The 18406-nt window shown below is 50.2% G+C and carries 17 protein-coding genes; 1 reads left to right on the forward strand and 16 read right to left on the reverse strand.

Translation table 11 applies throughout. The annotated features are described in order from the left end of the window. Window positions 1–81: 81 nt before the first annotated feature. From V5T57_RS02720 to ndhC, 16 genes are all read right to left on the reverse strand, one after another. Window positions 82–864, reverse strand: coding sequence for an enoyl-ACP reductase FabI (locus tag V5T57_RS02720; RefSeq protein ID WP_332889624.1), 783 nt, complete (start codon window positions 862–864; stop codon window positions 82–84). A 150-nt stretch (window positions 865–1014) separates the two neighbouring features. Next, window positions 1015–2193 carry a class I SAM-dependent methyltransferase gene (locus tag V5T57_RS02725; RefSeq protein ID WP_332889625.1) on the reverse strand — a complete coding sequence of 393 codons (1179 nt, stop codon included), beginning with the start codon at window positions 2191–2193 and terminating at the stop codon, window positions 1015–1017. 79 nt (window positions 2194–2272) lie between these two features. After that, window positions 2273–3724: an NADH-quinone oxidoreductase subunit NuoN gene (gene nuoN, locus V5T57_RS02730; protein WP_332889626.1), complete on the reverse strand. Its 1452-nt coding sequence runs from the start codon at window positions 3722–3724 to the stop codon at window positions 2273–2275. A 76-nt stretch (window positions 3725–3800) separates the two neighbouring features. After that, the gene (locus tag V5T57_RS02735) at window positions 3801–5294 is read right to left on the reverse strand and encodes an NADH-quinone oxidoreductase subunit M (protein ID WP_332889627.1); all 1494 of its coding nucleotides are present in this window, start codon (window positions 5292–5294) and stop codon (window positions 3801–3803) included. Between the two features lie 38 nt (window positions 5295–5332). Beyond that, window positions 5333–7252, reverse strand: a complete 1920-nt coding sequence (nuoL, locus tag V5T57_RS02740) for an NADH-quinone oxidoreductase subunit L (protein WP_332889628.1) — start codon at window positions 7250–7252, stop codon at window positions 5333–5335. Window positions 7253–7294: 42 nt separating this feature from the next. Then, on the reverse strand, window positions 7295–7597 hold the full coding sequence (nuoK, locus tag V5T57_RS02745) for an NADH-quinone oxidoreductase subunit NuoK (protein WP_011715164.1): 303 nt from the start codon (window positions 7595–7597) through the stop codon (window positions 7295–7297). A gap of 5 nt (window positions 7598–7602) precedes the next feature. After that, window positions 7603–8190: an NADH-quinone oxidoreductase subunit J gene (locus V5T57_RS02750; protein ID WP_332889629.1), complete on the reverse strand. Its 588-nt coding sequence runs from the start codon at window positions 8188–8190 to the stop codon at window positions 7603–7605. Window positions 8191–8202: 12 nt separating this feature from the next. Then, window positions 8203–8697 carry an NADH-quinone oxidoreductase subunit NuoI gene (gene nuoI, locus V5T57_RS02755; protein WP_332889630.1) on the reverse strand — a complete coding sequence of 165 codons (495 nt, stop codon included), beginning with the start codon at window positions 8695–8697 and terminating at the stop codon, window positions 8203–8205. Between the two features lie 15 nt (window positions 8698–8712). Continuing rightward, a complete protein-coding gene (nuoH, locus tag V5T57_RS02760) occupies window positions 8713–9744 on the reverse strand; it encodes an NADH-quinone oxidoreductase subunit NuoH (protein ID WP_332889631.1) in 1032 nt (343 codons plus the stop codon). Between the two features lie 106 nt (window positions 9745–9850). Further along, window positions 9851–12244, reverse strand: coding sequence for an NADH-quinone oxidoreductase subunit NuoG (nuoG, locus tag V5T57_RS02765; RefSeq protein WP_332889632.1), 2394 nt, complete (start codon window positions 12242–12244; stop codon window positions 9851–9853). A 14-nt stretch (window positions 12245–12258) separates the two neighbouring features. Beyond that, window positions 12259–13533 (reverse strand): NADH-quinone oxidoreductase subunit NuoF, encoded by a 1275-nt coding sequence (gene nuoF, locus V5T57_RS02770; protein WP_332889633.1) that lies wholly within the window; start codon window positions 13531–13533, stop codon window positions 12259–12261. A 25-nt stretch (window positions 13534–13558) separates the two neighbouring features. Then, complete coding sequence (gene nuoE, locus V5T57_RS02775; RefSeq protein ID WP_332889634.1) at window positions 13559–14071, reverse strand: NADH-quinone oxidoreductase subunit NuoE; 513 nt, start codon at window positions 14069–14071, stop codon at window positions 13559–13561. Between the two features lie 30 nt (window positions 14072–14101). Continuing rightward, complete coding sequence (locus tag V5T57_RS02780; protein WP_332889635.1) at window positions 14102–15295, reverse strand: NADH-quinone oxidoreductase subunit D; 1194 nt, start codon at window positions 15293–15295, stop codon at window positions 14102–14104. 10 nt (window positions 15296–15305) lie between these two features. Further along, window positions 15306–15869: a complex I 30 kDa subunit family protein gene (locus tag V5T57_RS02785; protein WP_332889636.1), complete on the reverse strand. Its 564-nt coding sequence runs from the start codon at window positions 15867–15869 to the stop codon at window positions 15306–15308. Beyond that, complete coding sequence (locus V5T57_RS02790; RefSeq protein WP_332889637.1) at window positions 15866–16375, reverse strand: NuoB/complex I 20 kDa subunit family protein; 510 nt, start codon at window positions 16373–16375, stop codon at window positions 15866–15868. Before V5T57_RS02790 ends, V5T57_RS02785 begins: the two co-directional genes overlap by 4 nt. Then, a complete protein-coding gene (gene ndhC, locus V5T57_RS02795) occupies window positions 16366–16722 on the reverse strand; it encodes an NADH-quinone oxidoreductase subunit A (protein WP_332889638.1) in 357 nt (118 codons plus the stop codon). Before ndhC ends, V5T57_RS02790 begins: the two co-directional genes overlap by 10 nt. Before the next feature lie 982 nt (window positions 16723–17704). On the opposite strand from ndhC, the gene V5T57_RS02800 reads away from it, so the two are divergent. Next, the gene (locus V5T57_RS02800; protein ID WP_332889639.1) at window positions 17705–18331 is read left to right on the forward strand and encodes a hypothetical protein; all 627 of its coding nucleotides are present in this window, start codon (window positions 17705–17707) and stop codon (window positions 18329–18331) included. The last annotated feature ends 75 nt before the right edge of the window (window positions 18332–18406 follow it).

Consider the following 18406-nt stretch of genomic DNA (forward strand, 5'->3'; position numbering starts at 1 on the left):
CACTTTTAAACGTTGGTCTTAAACAGCAAAGGGGTCGGCACAGCGCCAACCCCCTTGGAAATTACGATTCTTTAGCGTCCATTATTCAGGAACAGCCCGCATACCCACAACATGGTAGCCTGCATCGACATGCATGACTTCACCAGAAACCCCTGAACCCATGGAAGAGAGGAACATCAACGAAGCTTCGCCCACTTCCTGCTGGCTGATATTACGGCGCATGGGGGAGTTATCTCTATTCCAGTTCAAAATCTCTTTAAAGTCAGAGATACCCGCTGCAGCCAAGGTACGGATAGGACCCGCAGAAATGGCATTAACACGAATACCGCGGCCACCCATATCTACCGCCAAATAGCGCACACTCGCTTCCAATGCAGCTTTGGCAACACCCATCACATTGTAGTGGGGTAGTACCCGTTCAGCGCCAAGATAAGAGAGTGTTAGGATACCTGCGCCATCGGTTAAACGTGGCTCAGCGGCCCGGCACATGGAAACCAAGGAGTAGACCGAGGCTGTCATAGCCAGTTGAAAACCCTCTTTGGAGGTATCGTAGAACTTACCTTTGAGCTCCTCTTTTTTGGCAAATGCCACAGAGTGCACAATAAAGTCGATACCATCCCAATGCTTGGCTGATTCATCGATCACAGCTTGCACATCGGTATCGTCAGTGGCATCACAGGACATGGTGAAAGCAGCACCTAATTTTTCACCCAATGGTACCACCCGCTTGGCCATGGCATCACCCAAGTAGGTCATGGCGACTTCAGCCCCTTCACGCTTGCAGGCCTCGGCTATGGACCAGGCAATACTCCGGTCGTTGGCAACCCCGAAAATGATGCCCCGTTTCCCTTCCATCAAGCCCATGGTACTGAACTCCTAACGCTATAAACGATGTACAGACTAAAGAAATGGCACAAGCAAACGCAGGCCATCTCCCTTTTCTCATCATGGATTTTCAAAGGGTAAACTTTAACCTGTAAGAACCTGTGGGTAAAGCGGTTTCAAGCATATCCCCTACAGACGGTGGCTTTGGTCCTTCATAGAGAAGCCTGCCAGTGGATCTTCACCTAAGCCACGGCCCATGGCCAACACCTTAAAACGTTCTCCCATAGCGTCGGGCATAATCAAGCGTGAAACCGTATGTCGTAGCTGAGTAACACGTTCACTGTTGGTATCGGCTTTAATCACCTGCTCTAACCTCTGCAGAATGCCTAACCCCATAAGAAACCAACCCTGAGTGGTAAATCCCAACAGATCCATACCCTGTTCGCGCCCCACTGTCGACATGGCTGAAAAATCAACATGAGCGGTCAAATCCATATCCCCAGGCACCAACCATGGGTCCATAATACGTTCATGGCGATGGTGCGCCATTAACGTGCCGTGGGGTAACCCGCTTTGATAGTAATCTTTAGCAACGTAGCCATAATCAATGAATAGCAGGGCACCCTGTGCAAGATTGTTAGAGACCTTTTGTACCCACGCTTGAGCATCTAAACAAAACTCTGTGCGCATACCGACATCCAGTTCAATGTCACGTGAGGTAAAATAATCTGCCCATGCACGGTCTGTCGGTTCAATAAGGCGCTCTGACCACTGTGTGCCATCCCAGTGTGCTGCAACCTCTTTTAAACCCTCTTCTGTCTGTTCGATCCATTGAACCGGAAAGGCATCCAAAATTTCGTTGCCATAAACAACACCATGGAACGCCCCCTCTTGCTCCCAGCTTTCGATATCCTGCACCCAACGCACTTTACTCAGGTTGACCTTACCTTGTTCCAACGTTTTGGCCTGCACACAGCGAAAATCTGGACTTTTCTCCAAGATAATCAAAGAGAGTGCTTCATAAAACGGTGGAAATTTTTCAGCAGTTTTTAAGACATCTACCGCCAGTTTGCCACTACCCGCCCCAACTTCCATCATAGAGAAGAATCCGGGGGAACCCATACGTTGCCATACCTCTATGAACTGCAGTGTCAGCAGCTCACCAAAAAGAGAGGTCATCTCTGGCGCAGTGGTGAAATCACCCTCTTTACCCAAACGCGCATACTTACGCATGTAATAGCCATGGATGGGATGGTACAACGCGTGTGACATAAACTGATGAAAACTCAACCAACCTTGGTGAGCTTTAGCCATCTCAATCAGTTCATGCTGAAGCGCTTCTGACGCAGCTGTGGGGGTCAAAGTCATGAGGAAACATTCAGTTAGGCTAACAACAAAAAGGGGATGGTGAAATCACCATCCCCTTTTCCAATACACATCTTCCCGCTTACATAAAAGCTTTGATAGTCGCTGTTGCGGTAGCAATGAGTGAACCCGGTAGAATACCCCAGATTACAATCAATACACCGCTAAGACCAACGATGGCACGGCTGGGGAAATCGATCGTCATATCGAACTCACGCTCAGCTTCGTCAAAGTACATGGTCTTAATAATGCGCAGATAGTAGTAAGCAGAGACGGCACTAAACAGCACACCTAAGATCGCAACGGTGTACATATGGGCATCAACAGCGGCCATGAAGATCTGCAGTTTGGCCATAAACCCTGCAAGGGGCGGAATACCTGCCATGCTGAACATGAAGATACCCATCAACAAGGCCAACCCAGGACGCTTGGCAGAGAGACCTTTATAGTCGTCGATCTCATCCCCAAAACCTTCTTTATTCAAGGCCAGGATAAGTGCAAAAGCACCGACATTCATAAAGATATAGATGGTCAGATACACCAAGACAGACTTATAGCCCATCTCGTTACCTACCGCCAAACCGATCAGTGCATACCCAACATGACCAATGGAGGAGTACGCCAACAGACGCTTAATGTTGCTCTGCCCCAAGGCCGCCAAAGAGCCTACCGCCATTGAGAGAATGGCCAGCAGCACAAGGATAGGGCCCCAGATATTGTGCATGGAACCGAAGGTGTCCGCCAAAACCCGGAACAGCACCGCAAAGGCTGCGATTTTTGGCATCGCCGCCATGAAAGCTGTCACAGAGGTTGGAGCCCCTTCATAAACATCCGGTGCCCACATATGGAAAGGAGCAGCGGCAATTTTAAAGGAGAGACCAGCAATAACCAAAATCAAACCCATGGTTAATGCAGGACCTGCCTGTTGAGCATCGTGCAGGTAAGCGGTAATGGCTGCAAAATCGACACTACCCGTCACACCGTAGATCAAGGAGATGCCATAGAGCAGAATACCGGAAGCCATGGAACCCAACAAAAAGTACTTCAAGCCCGCTTCGTTGGATTGAATCCGATCACGTTTGAATGCTGCCAGCACGTAGATGGAGAGTGACATCAGTTCGATACCCAGATAGAGCATCATAAAACTGCCACTGCTGATCATCAACATACCGCCCAGTGCGGCAAACAGGGAGAGTACATAATACTCACCATTGCCCACTTTGCTCTTTTCCAGGTATTCCCAAGAGATCACCATGGGGAAGAGCGTGGCAATATAGAGCATGACCTTCATAAAGGCGGTCAAACGATCGTTGACAAACATGCCATCAAAGGTACTGGTATCTTCTGCACCCACACTAAGCAGGGTCAGAAGCATGGCCAACAGCAGGCTACCAGCGGCAATGCGTCGGATCCGGCGAACACCATCGGTGCCCTCCCACCAAGCACTGGCTAGAAGCAGTCCCATGGCCACCAAAGAGATCAGGATCTCAGGCAGCATAAGGGCGAGGTTAATATCGGGCAGTTGAATCGCCATGGTCACATTCGCTCCAATTCATCACGCATGGAATTGAGTTCAATTCCGCGTAAGGACACGCTTACTTAATATCGGCTCAGTGAGCCGCAACCGCTTGGGTAATAGCTCCGGTCTTAACAACCTGAACCTGCTCCACAAGATGACCCACAGAAGCGTGGAAAGCATCCAGGAACGGATTGGGATAAAAACCAATCCACAGCACCAGAATCATCAAAGGAACGAACAGTGCAATTTCCCGTGCATTAACATCCAGTAGCTTTTTATTCTCTTCATGCACGATCTCACCAAACATAACCTGTTTGTAGAGCCAAAGCATGTAGGCTGCACCCAACACCAAACCCGTTGCCGCCACAAAGGCCACCGCCGTGTTGGCGAGGAAAGCACCCATTAAGATCAAGAACTCACCGATAAAGCCATTGGTTCCTGGCAGACCCACAGAAGCCATGGTGAAGAGCATAAAGATCACAGCATAGATGGGCATACGTAAGGCAAGACCGCCAAATTTGGAGAGCTCGCGGGTATGCAACCGGTCATAGATGACACCAACAATCAGGAACAGTGCGCCTGAAACAATACCGTGGTTAATCATCTGCAGAATGCTGCCCTCAATACCCTGCTGATTAAAGGCAAAGATACCGATGGTAACAAAACCCATATGCGAAACAGATGAGTAAGCAATCAGTTTCTTCATATCAGTCTGAACCAGTGCGACCAATGCGGTGTAGACAATGGCGACCAGAGAGAGAATGAAAATGAAATCTGCCATGTAACGGGAGGCATCTGGCAGGATTGGTAGTGAGAAGCGTAGGAAGCCGTAGGCACCCATCTTCAACAAAATACCAGCCAGGATGACGGAACCCGCCGTTGGTGCTTGCACGTGCGCATCAGGCAACCAGGTGTGTACGGGCCACATGGGCACCTTCACCGCAAAGGCGATAAAGAAGGCCAGGAACAACCACATCTGGTAGTTAAAGGGCAATTGGACGTTCATCAACTCCGGAATGGAGAAGGTCCCAGCGGTAAAGTAGAGGCTGATCATAGCGATCAACATCAATACCGAACCAGCCAAGGTGTAGAGGAAGAACTTCATGGCTGCATAAACCCGGTTCTTACCACCCCAAACACCGATGATTAAGAACATGGGGATCAGCATTGCTTCCCACAGCACATAGAACAGGGCAAAGTCCAGCGCGCAGAATACACCGATGACAAAACTTTCCAGTGCCAGGAAAGCGGCCATGTATTCTTTAACCCGTTTCTGAATGCTCTCCCATGAGGCCAACAGACAGATTGGCGTCAATAGGGCGGTAAGCATCACAAAGGGATAGCTAATGCCATCCACACCCATACGGTAGTGAATGCCCAGTGCAGGTAACCACGCAAACTCCTCAACAAACTGGAATTCGTGGGTACTTGGATCAAAACTGCCATACAGGATCAATGAAATGATCAGGGTAACAACAGAGATTCCCAAGGCCGCCAGACGTGCCAGATCAGCACGTTCACGGTCCACAAAAGCGAGAATCGCCAGTGCGCCGATCAAGGGCAGGAAAGTTAGAAGGCTCAGCATGATTGAAGCATCCCCTTTAATGGTTCCTTAATCGGACCTTAGCTGTAGAAGGTAGCCAGGGCCAGTACGCCAACAAACATGGCGAAGGCGTAGTGGTAGACATAGCCAGACTGCATACGCCGTAGCGAAGCACCCCAACGACCCAGGGTCCGAGCCCAACCGTTGACACCGTAACCATCAACAATGGTTTCATCACCGGTTTTCCAAAGACCTCTACCCAGACACTTGGCTGGCTGAATTAACAGCTTGTCGTACATCTTGTCGAAATACCAAGCGTTGAGCAGGAACTGATAAGCTCTGGGGAACGCTTCAGCCATGGTTGCAGGCAATGAAGGCTTGACGACATACATGATAATCGCCAGGACCAGACCAATCAGAAACATAACAAACGGTAAATTTACAACCCACTTAGGAACATGGTGGGCATTGGCCAATGCATCGTGACCAGGTGCCAGTACAATGGCTTCTTTAAACCATCCGTCTGAGATAATACCCAGCTTATAACCCGCCCAACCGGCGATAACAGCACCGACCGCAAGAATCAGGTTAGGACCACGCATAAACCAAGGGGCTTCATGGGCGTGATCAAAAGCGTGTTCATCTTTTGGCTTACCATGGAAAGCCATGAAGATGAGACGGAAGCTATAGAAGGTGGTCATACCCGCGGCCAGAATACCCATCCAGAAAGCAAAGGTTCCGGTCAGGGTATTGGCGGCGTAGGCAGACTCTAAAATGGCATCTTTTGAATAATAACCGGCTAATCCTGGGAAACCTGTTAAGGCTAAGGTACCGATCATCATTAAAGCGTACGTCAGTGGAATCTTTTTCCACAAACCGCCCATTTTCCGCAGATCCTGCTCATGGTGCATGGCATAGATTACGGCACCAGCACCGAGGAACAGCAACGCTTTAAAGAAAGCGTGTGTCATCAGGTGGAACATGGAAGCCGCGTAAGCTGAAACACCAGCGGCAAAGAACATGTAGCCCAACTGAGAACAGGTAGAGTAAGCAACCACCCGTTTAATATCATTTTGGACCATACCCACAGTGGCGGCAAAGAATGCAGTCAAGGCACCAAGAATGGTCACCACGGCCAAGGCAAACTCAGAGAGCTCAAAGAGTGGGGAAGCACGACACACCAAGAAGACACCTGCAGTCACCATGGTTGCGGCGTGAATCAGTGCTGAAACCGGTGTTGGACCTTCCATGGCGTCAGGCAGCCACGTGTGCAAAAACAGCTGGGCTGACTTACCCATGGCACCCAGAAAGAGTAACAGACAGATCAGGGTGACGGTGTAGAACTCAAAACCCAAAAACTCCATGGTCTGGTTAAACTCACCACGACCGGCCATACCAAAGACCGCTTCATAATCCAGCGTACCGAAGATCAAGAAGATCGCCAGAACACCCAGTGCAAAGCCAAAGTCACCTACACGGTTGACCAAGAAGGCCTTGATCGCCGCGTTGCAGGCCGACTCTTTTTTGAACCAGAAACCAATGAGCAGATACGAGGCCAAACCCACGCCTTCCCAACCAAAGAACAGTTGCAGGAAGTTGGGGGACGTGACCAACATCAGCATGGCAAACGTAAACAGTGAAAGGTAGCTGAAGAACCGGGGATTATCCGGATCATCCTGCATATACCCAACGGAGTAGATGTGGACCAATGTGGAAACACCTGTCACCACAATTAACATCACTGCGGTTAACCGGTCCACCAGGACACCCAAGGTAACCTGGAACTCCCCAGAGATGACCCAACTCCAAAATACTTCACTCACAGCAGGGCTATCACCCACTGCAATGGCCATAAAGGCTTGGATAGAGAGCAACAGGGAAAGAACCATGCCCCCAATGGTGACCATCTGACTCATACGATCACCGATAATCCGCCCGAACAGCCCCGCGATCACAGAGCCCAGCAGTGGTAAAAGTACGATGAGTTTATACGTGCTCATATTCTTACGCCGTCCCTTCAGCTGGATCGGCCCACAAGGTGATTAACCCTTGAGGGTGTCGATCTCCTCCACGTTGATGGTGGTCCGATTACGGAAGAAGGTCACCAAAATGGCCAGACCGATGGCCGCTTCTGCCGCAGCCACCGTGACCACGAAGAAGGTGAAGATCTGACCGGTCAGATCATGCAGATAGTGGGAGAAGGCCACAAAGTTAATGTTCACAGCCAGCAGCATCAATTCGATACTCATCATGATGCTGATCACATTTTTGCGGTTAAGGAAGATACCAAACACCCCAATGGTGAACAGCATCGCCGCCAGAACCAGATAGGCATTGAGACTCATGGTGTTCAGGCCCCCTCGCCGGTATTGACCTTTTTAAGCGCGACCGATCCTTCACGGGTACGGGCAAGCTGGTCAGGAATATTTTGTTTACGTGCGTTACTACGTTTCCGATGCGCCAAGGCCACCGCCCCGATCAAAGCCACCAACAAAATCAGCGAGGCCACTTCAAAGGGGTACAAAAACTTGGTGTAGAGAATCTTACCGATCTCCATGGTGTTGTTGACATTTTCAGCCACCTCACCCTGTACTTCAGGATGAATACTGGTTGCCACTGCAATAAACTCAAACAGTACAACCACACCCACACCAATACCTAAGGGCAAGTGATCCTGGGCACCTTTACGCAGGGTGGCAAAATCTACATCCAACATCATAACGACGAAGAGGAAGAGAATGGCCACTGCACCCATATAAACCATCACCAGAATGACCGCTAGAAACTCCGCTTCGAGAAGCAGGAACAATCCAGCAGCGGTGAAGAAGGCCAAGACCAAAAACATCACCGAGGAGACCGGGTTCTTAGCGGTGATCACCCGTAGGGCAGCCACCAGCAGAATCGCGGAGAGAAGATAGAAGACGACGTCCACCAACATGTAGCGCGCTCCTCAGCGGTATTTGGCATCGGCATCTAAACGTGCGTCAATCTCTGCACGCCAGGATTCACCGTTGGCCAGGAGTTGATCTTTTTTGTAGAAGCGGGCTTCTCGGTCTTCATAAGCAACGTCAAGGTAGGGACCCATAACGATGGCTTCAACCGGGCAAGCCTCTTCACACAAGCCGCAGTAAATGCATTTGAACAGGTCGATATCATAGACCTTGGTCAAACGTTTTTCTGCTGAGCTATCGGTATCAATTTCAATAAAGATGGCCTGAGCGGGGCAGATCGCTTCACACAACTTACACGCCACACAGCGCTCTTCACCATTTTCAAAACGACGCAGCACATGGATGCCACGAAAACGCGGAGAGTAAGGTGTACGCTCTTCCGGATACTGAATGGTGATATTGGGCCGGAACATGTAACGCAGGGTCACTGCCATGCCTTGCCACAATTCCCGTAAGGCCAGTGAGGCCAACATCTGTTTCATATAAGTACCCATTTGGATCGACTCCCCTTACGCCATATCCAGCAGGTGCATGGCTAGGCCGACAATAAAGATCCACGCCAGTGAGATGGGCAGAAACACCTTCCAACCGAGACGCATTAATTGGTCATAGCGGTAACGGGGGAAGGTAGCACGCAGCCACAGGAAGAAGAAGATCAACACGCCGGTCTTGAGGATTAACCATACAATACCGGGAATAAAGCTCAGAGCTTCGACTGGTGGCAACCAACCTCCTAAGAACATCAAGGCACCCAGTACGGCGACCATGATGATGTTGGCGTATTCACCCAGGAAGAACATACCGTAAGTCATGGCTGAATATTCTGTACAGAAACCAGAGACCAGCTCTGCTTCTGCTTCAGGCAAATCAAACGGTGCTCGGTTGGTTTCAGCAACGACGGAGATAAAGAAGATGAAGAAACCCGGCAGCAACGGCAAGGCGTACCAGAGATCCTTTTGCGACTCAACAATATCGCCTAAGTTCAAGCTACCAGCGAGCATGATCACAGGTACCAGGGTGAAACCCATGGAGACCTCATAAGAGATCATCTGTGCCGCGCTACGTAACGCACCAAGCAGTGAATAGCGTGTGTTGGATGCCCAACCAGCTAAAAGAACGCCATACGCACCTAATGATGACATCGCCAGGATAAACAGTACCCCAACATTGACATCTGCCAGTACCAACTCGGGAGAGAAAGGTACCACAGCCCAACTGACCAATGCGGTGGTAAAGGTCAGCATAGGTGCCAGGATGAACATGGTCTTATGGGCTTTGTTGGGTAGCATGGTCTCCTTGACGAAGAGCTTAACAGCGTCCGCCAAAGGTTGCAGGATACCAAACATACCCACCCGGTTTGGACCGAGACGGATCTGCATAAAGCCGATCAAACGACGTTCTGCCAAGGTCAGATAAGTGACACAGAACAGAATCGGCGCAATCAATGCGGCGATTTTCAGGATGGTCCAGACCAGCGCCCAAAGAGTATCCCCTAAGTACGCCACGCCCATCGCTTGAATGGAAGAGATGTATTCAGCCATTGCGTGTGCCCGCTTCCCGTTTCAAGCCGACAGCCACATTCACATGTAGCCAATTATGATGATCCTGGTTCAGCTTAGGATCACCCCAAAGTATTCAATTTAAAACTCAGATCGATGCAATGGAGACATCGGGGTAGCCGCTATCCCAGTCGGTGAGTTTTTGTACTGCTTGTGCGCCATAGCTGGCAAAGGCCACCACGGTTCCCGCAGGAACACCGGCATCCAACACCGCTTTTAGCTCCACCGTGTCATCACCGCGGATAAGGCGAACCATACCGTCGTTCTCAACCTTAGCCTTCGCGGCATCATCCGGGTGAATACGTAGCACGTTGCCACCGTTCATGGACTTCATGACATGTGCACGTCGTACCATGGCATCACTATGGTAGAAAGGCAGTTCCATGGTGAGTACCAACCCTTTGGCTGCAGCAGGTACGCTGACCTGAGCAATCTCAAGACCTGTTGTAACCGGTTTATGGTCACAAGCTGGGGTCAGATCCTCACACACCAAGCGCTCTTCCTTATAACGCAGGTCTGCTGCTTCCAGTGACTGATGCAAGGATTCAAGCGTGGTATAAGGCAGCGGGCTGGAGAACCAGTCCGACAGTTTACGCAGGACACGCCAATCTTCTTTGGCTTCACCCTGGGCAGGCAGCAATTTTTCCATACGTTGGGCACGGCCCTCCGCATTGGTCACTGTGCTGACCTTCTCCCAAGCTGCTAATCCTGGCAAGACAACCGAAGCAGCCTCGCAGGTAGAGTTGCTAAAGGCACCCAGGTAGATCACATGGGCTTTATCCATAGCTGCACGTGCCAGTTTAGGATCCGCTGCTTCTCGCTCAAGATCCGCCCCTAAGACAAACAGAACCTTGATGCTGCCATCGGCCGCTGCTTCCAGGATCTGACGCGCATTTTTACCCTGCTTCTCAAGCAGCGCGTAACCAGGACCACGGTGAGGAACCACACCCAAGTCTTGCGCGGGTACAGCTGCGGCACGTGCACTGACTCGGTTGTAACCATTCCACTCATCAGAAAGCTTACCCAGCTTTTCCAAAATGGCGACAACCGTACGGCGCATGGTCTCAGCTGCTGGGTGATTAATAGCAAAGTCACCCAGAACGATGGCGGGCTTTTCAGCAGCACTTAACATGGCCGCGACACGACCTGCATCGCTGTCAGCTTTTCCGCCAAGCGCTGCCAGAACATCGGCCAAGAAAGCCGGCTCATGACCCGGTGTTTGTACCAAGGTCTCTAAACCGGGAAGGGCCAGATCTTTTTCACTGGGGTTGATGGCGATCAGTTTAGAACCGTTACGCGCAGCTTTACGCAGACGCAGGTTCAACAGAGGCACATCATAACGGCTGTTGGAGCCCACCAGGAGAACGCCATCGGCACCCTCAAGTTGACTCAACGAGGTATTCATAAGGAGATCGGCACGGGTCAGAGCAACGGCATCTCCACTGAAATCACGCTGACGAATGCGGTGATCGACATGGGACGTACCCACCACATTGCGCAGGAAATCCTGGAAAGCATAAAGCTCTTCAGCAGCGGATTGCTCTTCAGAAGCAAGACCCGCAACTGTGCCAGCATCCCCTTCTTTAATGAGCTCAGCAGCTCGGGTCAGGGCTTCAGCCCAGGTGACCGACTCCTGCCCGTTTTCACCACGAACAGCCGGTTGGGTCACACGATCCACACCCAGACCGTCGTATGAGAAACGACCACGGTCACACAACCATGTTTCGTTGATCTCGTCACATTCCCGCGCTGTCACACGCTTCACTTCACCCTCAAGCTGCTCAACCTGTACTTGGCAACCGACAGAACAGTGCGTACAGACAGCATCGGAGCTGGACATCTCCCAGCTACGGGCTTTGAAGTGGAAAGGTTTGTCATTAAGTGCACCTACGGGACAAACCTGCGCCAAGTTACCGACCAACTCGGAACTTAGTGCTTTCTCCACATAGGTACCCACCAACATGTGGTCACCCCGACCCGTGGCACCCATCTCTTCAACACCTGCGATCTCCGTGGAGAAGCGGATGCAACGGGTACAATGGATACAGCGATCCATTTCCGTTTCGATAATGGGACCTAGGTTGAGATTGCTGGGTTCGCGCTTAATTTCAATATAGCGGGAACGATCTGGACCATACTTCATGGCCAGATCCTGTAGATCACAGGCACCACCCTGGTCACACACAGGGCAATCCAGCGGGTGGTTGATGAGTAAAAACTCCATCACACCCTGGCGGGCTTGAATCACCATATCACTATGGGTATTCACCACCATTCCATCACCCACAGGCATGGCACAGGCCACAACTGGTTTGGGCATTTTTTCTACTTCCACCAAACACATGCGGCAGTTACCGGCCACAGAAAGTTTGGGATGGTAGCAGAAATGGGGAATTTTAACACCCAGCTTTTTAGACGCCTCCATAATGGTGGTGCCAGGCTGGACTGTAATTTCCTTACCGTCGATGATCAGGGTAGGCATCGCGTTGCGTCTCCTCAGTCCACCATGCAGCGACCATGTTCAACATGGTACTCAAACTCGTCCCGGAAATGGCGGATGGCACCCACAATGGGCATCGCCGCCGCGTCTCCCAGGGCGCAGATGGTCTTGCCCTGAATGTTGCCGCACACATTAAGCAGCAGATCAATATCTTCCTGACGACCTTGACCGTTCTCAATCCGATCCATGATCTGCGCCAACCAACCGGTACCTTCCCGGCACGGAGTGCATTGACCACAGGATTCATGACGGTAGAACTTACTTAGCCGTGCAATGGCTTTAACAATACACGTGGATTTATCCATCACGATGACAGAACCAGCACCTAACATCGTGCCAGCCTGGGCCATGGCATCATAATCCATGGTGACGGTTTCACACTGCTCTGGGTTAAGAACCGGTGTAGATGAACCACCGGGAATAATCCCTTTAAGATTCTCCCAACCCCCACGCACACCACCAGCGTAGTCGTTGATGAGCGTCTTCAGAGGAATACCCAACTCAACTTCGTAGTTACCGGGCTTGTTCACATGGCCAGATACACTGAAAAGCTTGGTACCACTGGATTTTTCAACACCCAGCTTACTGTACCAGTCTCCACCTTTTTCAATGATGGAGGGTACGGAAGAGAGGGTCTCAACATTATTGATCACTGTGGGGCAACCATAGAGACCAACGTTGGCAGGGAAAGGTGGCTTCAGTCGAGGCTGACCTTTATCCCCTTCCAGAGAGTTGAGCAATGCACTCTCTTCACCACACACATAGGCGCCAGCGCCACGGTGCACGGCCAGATCAAACTCAATGCCTTTGCCGAGAATATTCTTACCCAGCAGGTTGGCAGCGTAGGCTTCTTCAATCGCGGCTTCCAGGATCATCGCTTCGCGGTAAAATTCGCCGCGAATGTAGATATAACCCTGTTTAGAACCAACGGAATAGCCGGCAATGATCATACCCTCCACCAAAAGGTGGGGGTCATAACGCATGATATCACGGTCTTTACAGGTGCCTGGCTCGCCTTCATCAGCATTGCAAACCAGATATTTGGGCCGGGGATCATCCTTGGGAATGAAAGACCACTTCAAACCCGCCGGGAAGCCCGCTCCACCGCGACCACGCAGGCCAGCGGTTTTAACCTCTTGGATAATCTCTTCACCTTGCATCCCCAGGGCTTTTTCCATCTGCTTGTAGGCGCCCTGTTTCTTGGCGACTGCAAGGGTGTTCTGCCCCTCGATGTGGATGTTCTTGAAGAGCACCAGATTGGCATCGCTCATGGTGTGTCCTCGCCGTTATCCGAACTTAAGCCTTAGCGGCCAGTTCGTCGATAATCTTAACCGCAGACTCAGGTGTCAGATTTTCGTAGTAGTCGTCGTTGACCTGGAACATGGGTGCATTAACACACGCACCCAGGCACTCCACTTCGGTCAGGGTGAATTGTCCGTCGTCCGTGGATTGACCGTAATCAATCTCTAGACGCCCCTTCACCGCATCACCGATGCCGTCAGAACCACAAAGCCAACAGGAGATGTTGGTGCATACCTGTACGTGATGCTTACCAACGGGCTTCAGGTTGTACATGGTGTAGAAGGTGGCAACCTCATACACACGGATCGGCGCCAGCTCCATAATTTCAGCGACATAATCCATGGATTCTCGGGAGAGCCAACCACCAAATTCCCGTTGTGCAAGATCTAGTACCGGCAGCAGAGCTGACTGGCGCTGATCTTCGGGATAGCGGTTATAGATGGTCTCTACCTTCTTGAGAGCCTCTTCTGTAAAAGCGGGCTTAGCCGCTTGTGCATTCTCACTCATCGCTTTCCATCACCTTATTGGGTTGATGCCTTAGCGGTCGATTTCGCCAAAGACGATATCGATACTGCCGATGATGGTGGTTACGTCAGCAATCATATGCCCCTTGGCCATATCCTTCATGGCTTGCAGATGGTTGAAACCAGCTGCACGGATACGGGCACGGTAGGGTTTGTTGCCACCGTCGGATACCAAATAGATCCCCAATTCACCCTTGGGGGTCTCCACCGCTGCATACACTTCACCTTCGGGCAGATCAAAACCCTCGGTACACAGTTTGAAGTGGTGAATCATCGACTCCATGTCTTGCTTCATATCTTGACGATAAGGCATGGAGATCTTGAAGTTCTCATTGCGCACAGGACCGGGTTTGATCTGATCCAGACACTGCTGGATGATTTTAACCGCTTCACGGCACTCTTCAATACGAACCAAATAGCGATCATAACTGTCGCCATTTTTACCCACAGGGATATCAAACTCCACCTTATCATAGGCGTCGTATGGTTCCGCTTTACGTAGGTCAAATGCAACACCACTACCCCGTAACATAGGACCAGTAAAGCCCCAGTTGTAGGCTTCCTCTTCACTGACGGTACCAATATCTACCAGACGCTGTTTCCAGATCCGGTTATTGGTTAGCAGTGTTTCATACTCATCCAGCTTTGCAGGAAAGTGGTTGCAGAAATCACGAATACGCTCTTCCAAACCATCGGGCAGGTCACGCGCCACACCACCAGGACGGAAGTAGTTGGCGTGCATACGTGCACCACAAGCAGCTTCATAGATATCCATCAACTCTTCCCGCTCACGGAAACAGTAGAGGAACATGGTCATGGCACCAACATCAAGACCGTGGGCACCAAAGAAGAGCAAGTGGTTAATAAAGCGGGTGATCTCTGCATAGATGGTACGGATATATTGGGCCCGTTCAGGCACCTCAATGTTACCCAAGCGCTCAATGGCTACGACCCATGCATGCTCTTCGCTCATCATAGACATGTAGTCTAGACGGTCGAAATAGGGTGTACCCTGAATGTAGGTTTTTTGCTCAAGCAGTTTTTCCGTACCCCGGTGCAACAGACCTACATGGGGATCGGCACGCTCAACGACCTCACCATCCAACTCCAACAGGAGACGCAACACACCGTGAGCTGCAGGGTGCTGGGGGCCAAAGTTGATGGCGTAGTTTTGAAACTCTTTATGGTCTGTGATGGTTGCTGGCATCGTCGCCTCCTTACGCTTTTTCGTCGGTGGCGTTACCGTAGAAGATCCGGTTTGGAATGGTCAGATCAACCGGTTCACGGACGATGCGCTGTTGGGTTTCATCGTAACGCAGCTCAAAGGGGCCGGTTACATCAAAATCCTTACGCAGGGGGAAGCCATCAAAATCGTAGTCCAGTAACAGACGGCGGAGATCCGGATGACCTGAGATCATGATGCCAAACATCTCATACATCTCACGCTCAAACCAATCGGCAGCTTTCCATAACGGCGTTATGGAGGGAACAGCGATGGACTCATCCACCAGGGTTTTAACCCGGATACGATGGTTCTTATGTACCGAAAGAAGCTGGTAGACCACTTCAAATGGCTTTTCACGCTTAGGGTAGTGTACCGCTGTTACATCGATAAACAGCTTAAAGTCCATGCCAGGATCATCACGCATGGTTTTTAGGGTTTCCACCACAGCATCAGGCTCACACCAGACAACCAGCGCGCCACAAACCCACTCTCTTTTTAACTCAGGTAGGATTGCTTCAACACGCGATTCCAGACGTTGTAACTTATCGGTGGTCATACACGCTTCCTCCAACCGGAGTAAACCTGACCGTCACGGTTGATTTTCTTCTGTAACTGCATAATGCCGTACATGACCGCTTCCGCTGTGGGCGGGCAGCCTGGAATATAGACATCAACAGGCAGAATACGGTCACAACCACGTACTACCGAATAGGAGTAGTGATAATAACCGCCACCATTGGCGCAGGAGCCCATGGAGATAACATAGCGGGGCTCTGGCATTTGGTCGTAGACCTTACGCAGAGCTGGCGCCATTTTATTGGTCAGTGTACCCGCAACAATGATGACATCGGATTGCCGAGGCGAACCCCGGAACACAACACCAAAACGGTCGAGGTCATAACGACTGGCCCCGGCATTCATCATCTCCACCGCACAGCACGCCAGACCAAAGGTCATGGGCCAGACGGACATGGAGCGACCCCAGTTGACCAGTTTGTCAGCGGAGGTTAGCAGAAAGCCACGGTCATTAACCTCTTGATGCAGCTCTTCGATCATTCCCATTCCAACGCCCCCTTCTTCCAGGCGTAAGCGTAGCCAACCAAGAGCACCATCAGGAACAGCATCATCTCAATAAAGCCGATGATCCCGATTTCCTTAAAAGCAACCGCCCACGGAAAGAGGAACGCTGCTTCAATATCGAAGATGATGAACAAGATCGCGAGGAGATAAAAGCGAACGTCAAACTTGATGTAGACGCGCGATAGAGGGGCGAAGCCGCATTCGTATTGAGAGCCTTTTTCCTCATAGGGGCGCTTGACCCCGACCAGATAGCTGGCAGCCAACATGAACACCGCCATACCCCCGGCTATGATCAGCAGAACCAGGACCGGAAAATAATTCTCCAGCATGCTGTCACCCTTTCCTTGAGTGCGTATTTTTAGGGTGGGTTAGCAGCCACACCCACGCATTTATCAGGTAGCCGGACGATGAGTACCATCCCAGGCATCCCACGTCAAGCGATACATCGGAAATCATACACACGTTGCTGTTTCGTCATCACCCTATTACACCACAAACGCACCAGCATAGACTCACCTAACACTTTGTATTGGCGAATGAAACATAAAGACTAAAATTCAGAAAAAATATTTTGTATAACGGCATTAAAATGCCCTATATAGACTCTGTTTATTTTTCTCTTTTTACTTTCAGCATCTTACATTTGCCGATCTTCATATACCGCATATGACATATATAAAATGTTCTGTTTATCCCTTAACCCCACCTAAACTCTTAACCCATATTATTATCTTCTTATATTCGCTCATCTTATTAACAAAGCGGCTCAAGGATACAGGCCAAGCTTTTTACGCTCAAAGAACGATGTAACTTAACCTAATCTCATCAAGATATGCGCCAAGTTTTACACAACATGCGTAATGATAATTCTTTCAAACCCATATGAACTGTGGCATTATCAAAGGTATATCTTACTGCCTAATAACCTGCTATAGGTTATGGATTACAACCTACGGTTATAACCAAATGAATCGCCCAATGAATCTCATCACATTAGAGCCACGCCTGAAACCGTGGCTAGAATGGTGCAGGAACCCACTACACAGCAACGGTACGATCCAACTTGTCGAACAAAAAAATGGTATGGCTGATTGTTCAGATTTCAAGTATATGGAGCTACCGCGTCCTTCCCTACAATTACTACAAGAGCTTTTTAAACCGTGGCCTTTAAAAGAAACTTGTAATGAAAAGCATACGCCACTCAATGGATTTGACAGCCCCTACTTAAAATCCCTGGCATGCCTGCACAACAGGACTAACATATGTACTGATGACACAAATGCTAACTACGCTTCAGCATTACCTAACGTATTGAAACTCTGCCATATCGAACAGTTGACACTCAACCAGCATGCAACTCTCGTTTTAGAGGGGGACAATACGCTATTTTGTATCGATACGTTAACTTTTAATCCCCATGCCAAACTGATCATACGTTCACCTTTCCCTATTTTAATCGGTACGTTAAACCGTAAAGGCAAACGTGAAATCGAACCCCATTGTCGGTTAACCGATATTAATTTTGTGGGGCGTAACGGCCAAAAACTGCAACAAACCAAGCTGGCTGATAATCCACACAAACACGGTACAGATGCACCAGCTTACGGCACCTTACTCATCCATCGGGTTAAAGGTATCTTCCATGTTGCTGCACGGGGGGGGGATGGAATCAACGGTCGTCCTGGCCATAACCAGGGGTGCGGTGAAGATGGGGGCCATGGAGGTGATGGTGGCCATGTCTCTATTTACTATGGTAAAGCCCGTACATCCGATGGCTCTATTTTACAAGACGAACAGCGCTGTCGAAGTCGAGGTGGGCAAGGTGGTGTGGCCAGCTCCATGAGTAATGCTCATGGACAATTAAACCATGCTGGACGCATGGGCCTTTCTGGTAAGCCAGGTCAGGTCACTATACGCTTATGTAAAACACCCATCTAAGACGCTCTAAGGAGCTTTGATACGTATGATCAGCTCAGAGGGCACAACGCCTGACCATACGTATCAACCAAAAAA

Origin of the sequence: Magnetococcus sp. PR-3, assembly GCF_036689865.1 — a bacterium.
GTDB lineage: Bacteria > Pseudomonadota > Magnetococcia > Magnetococcales > Magnetococcaceae > Magnetococcus.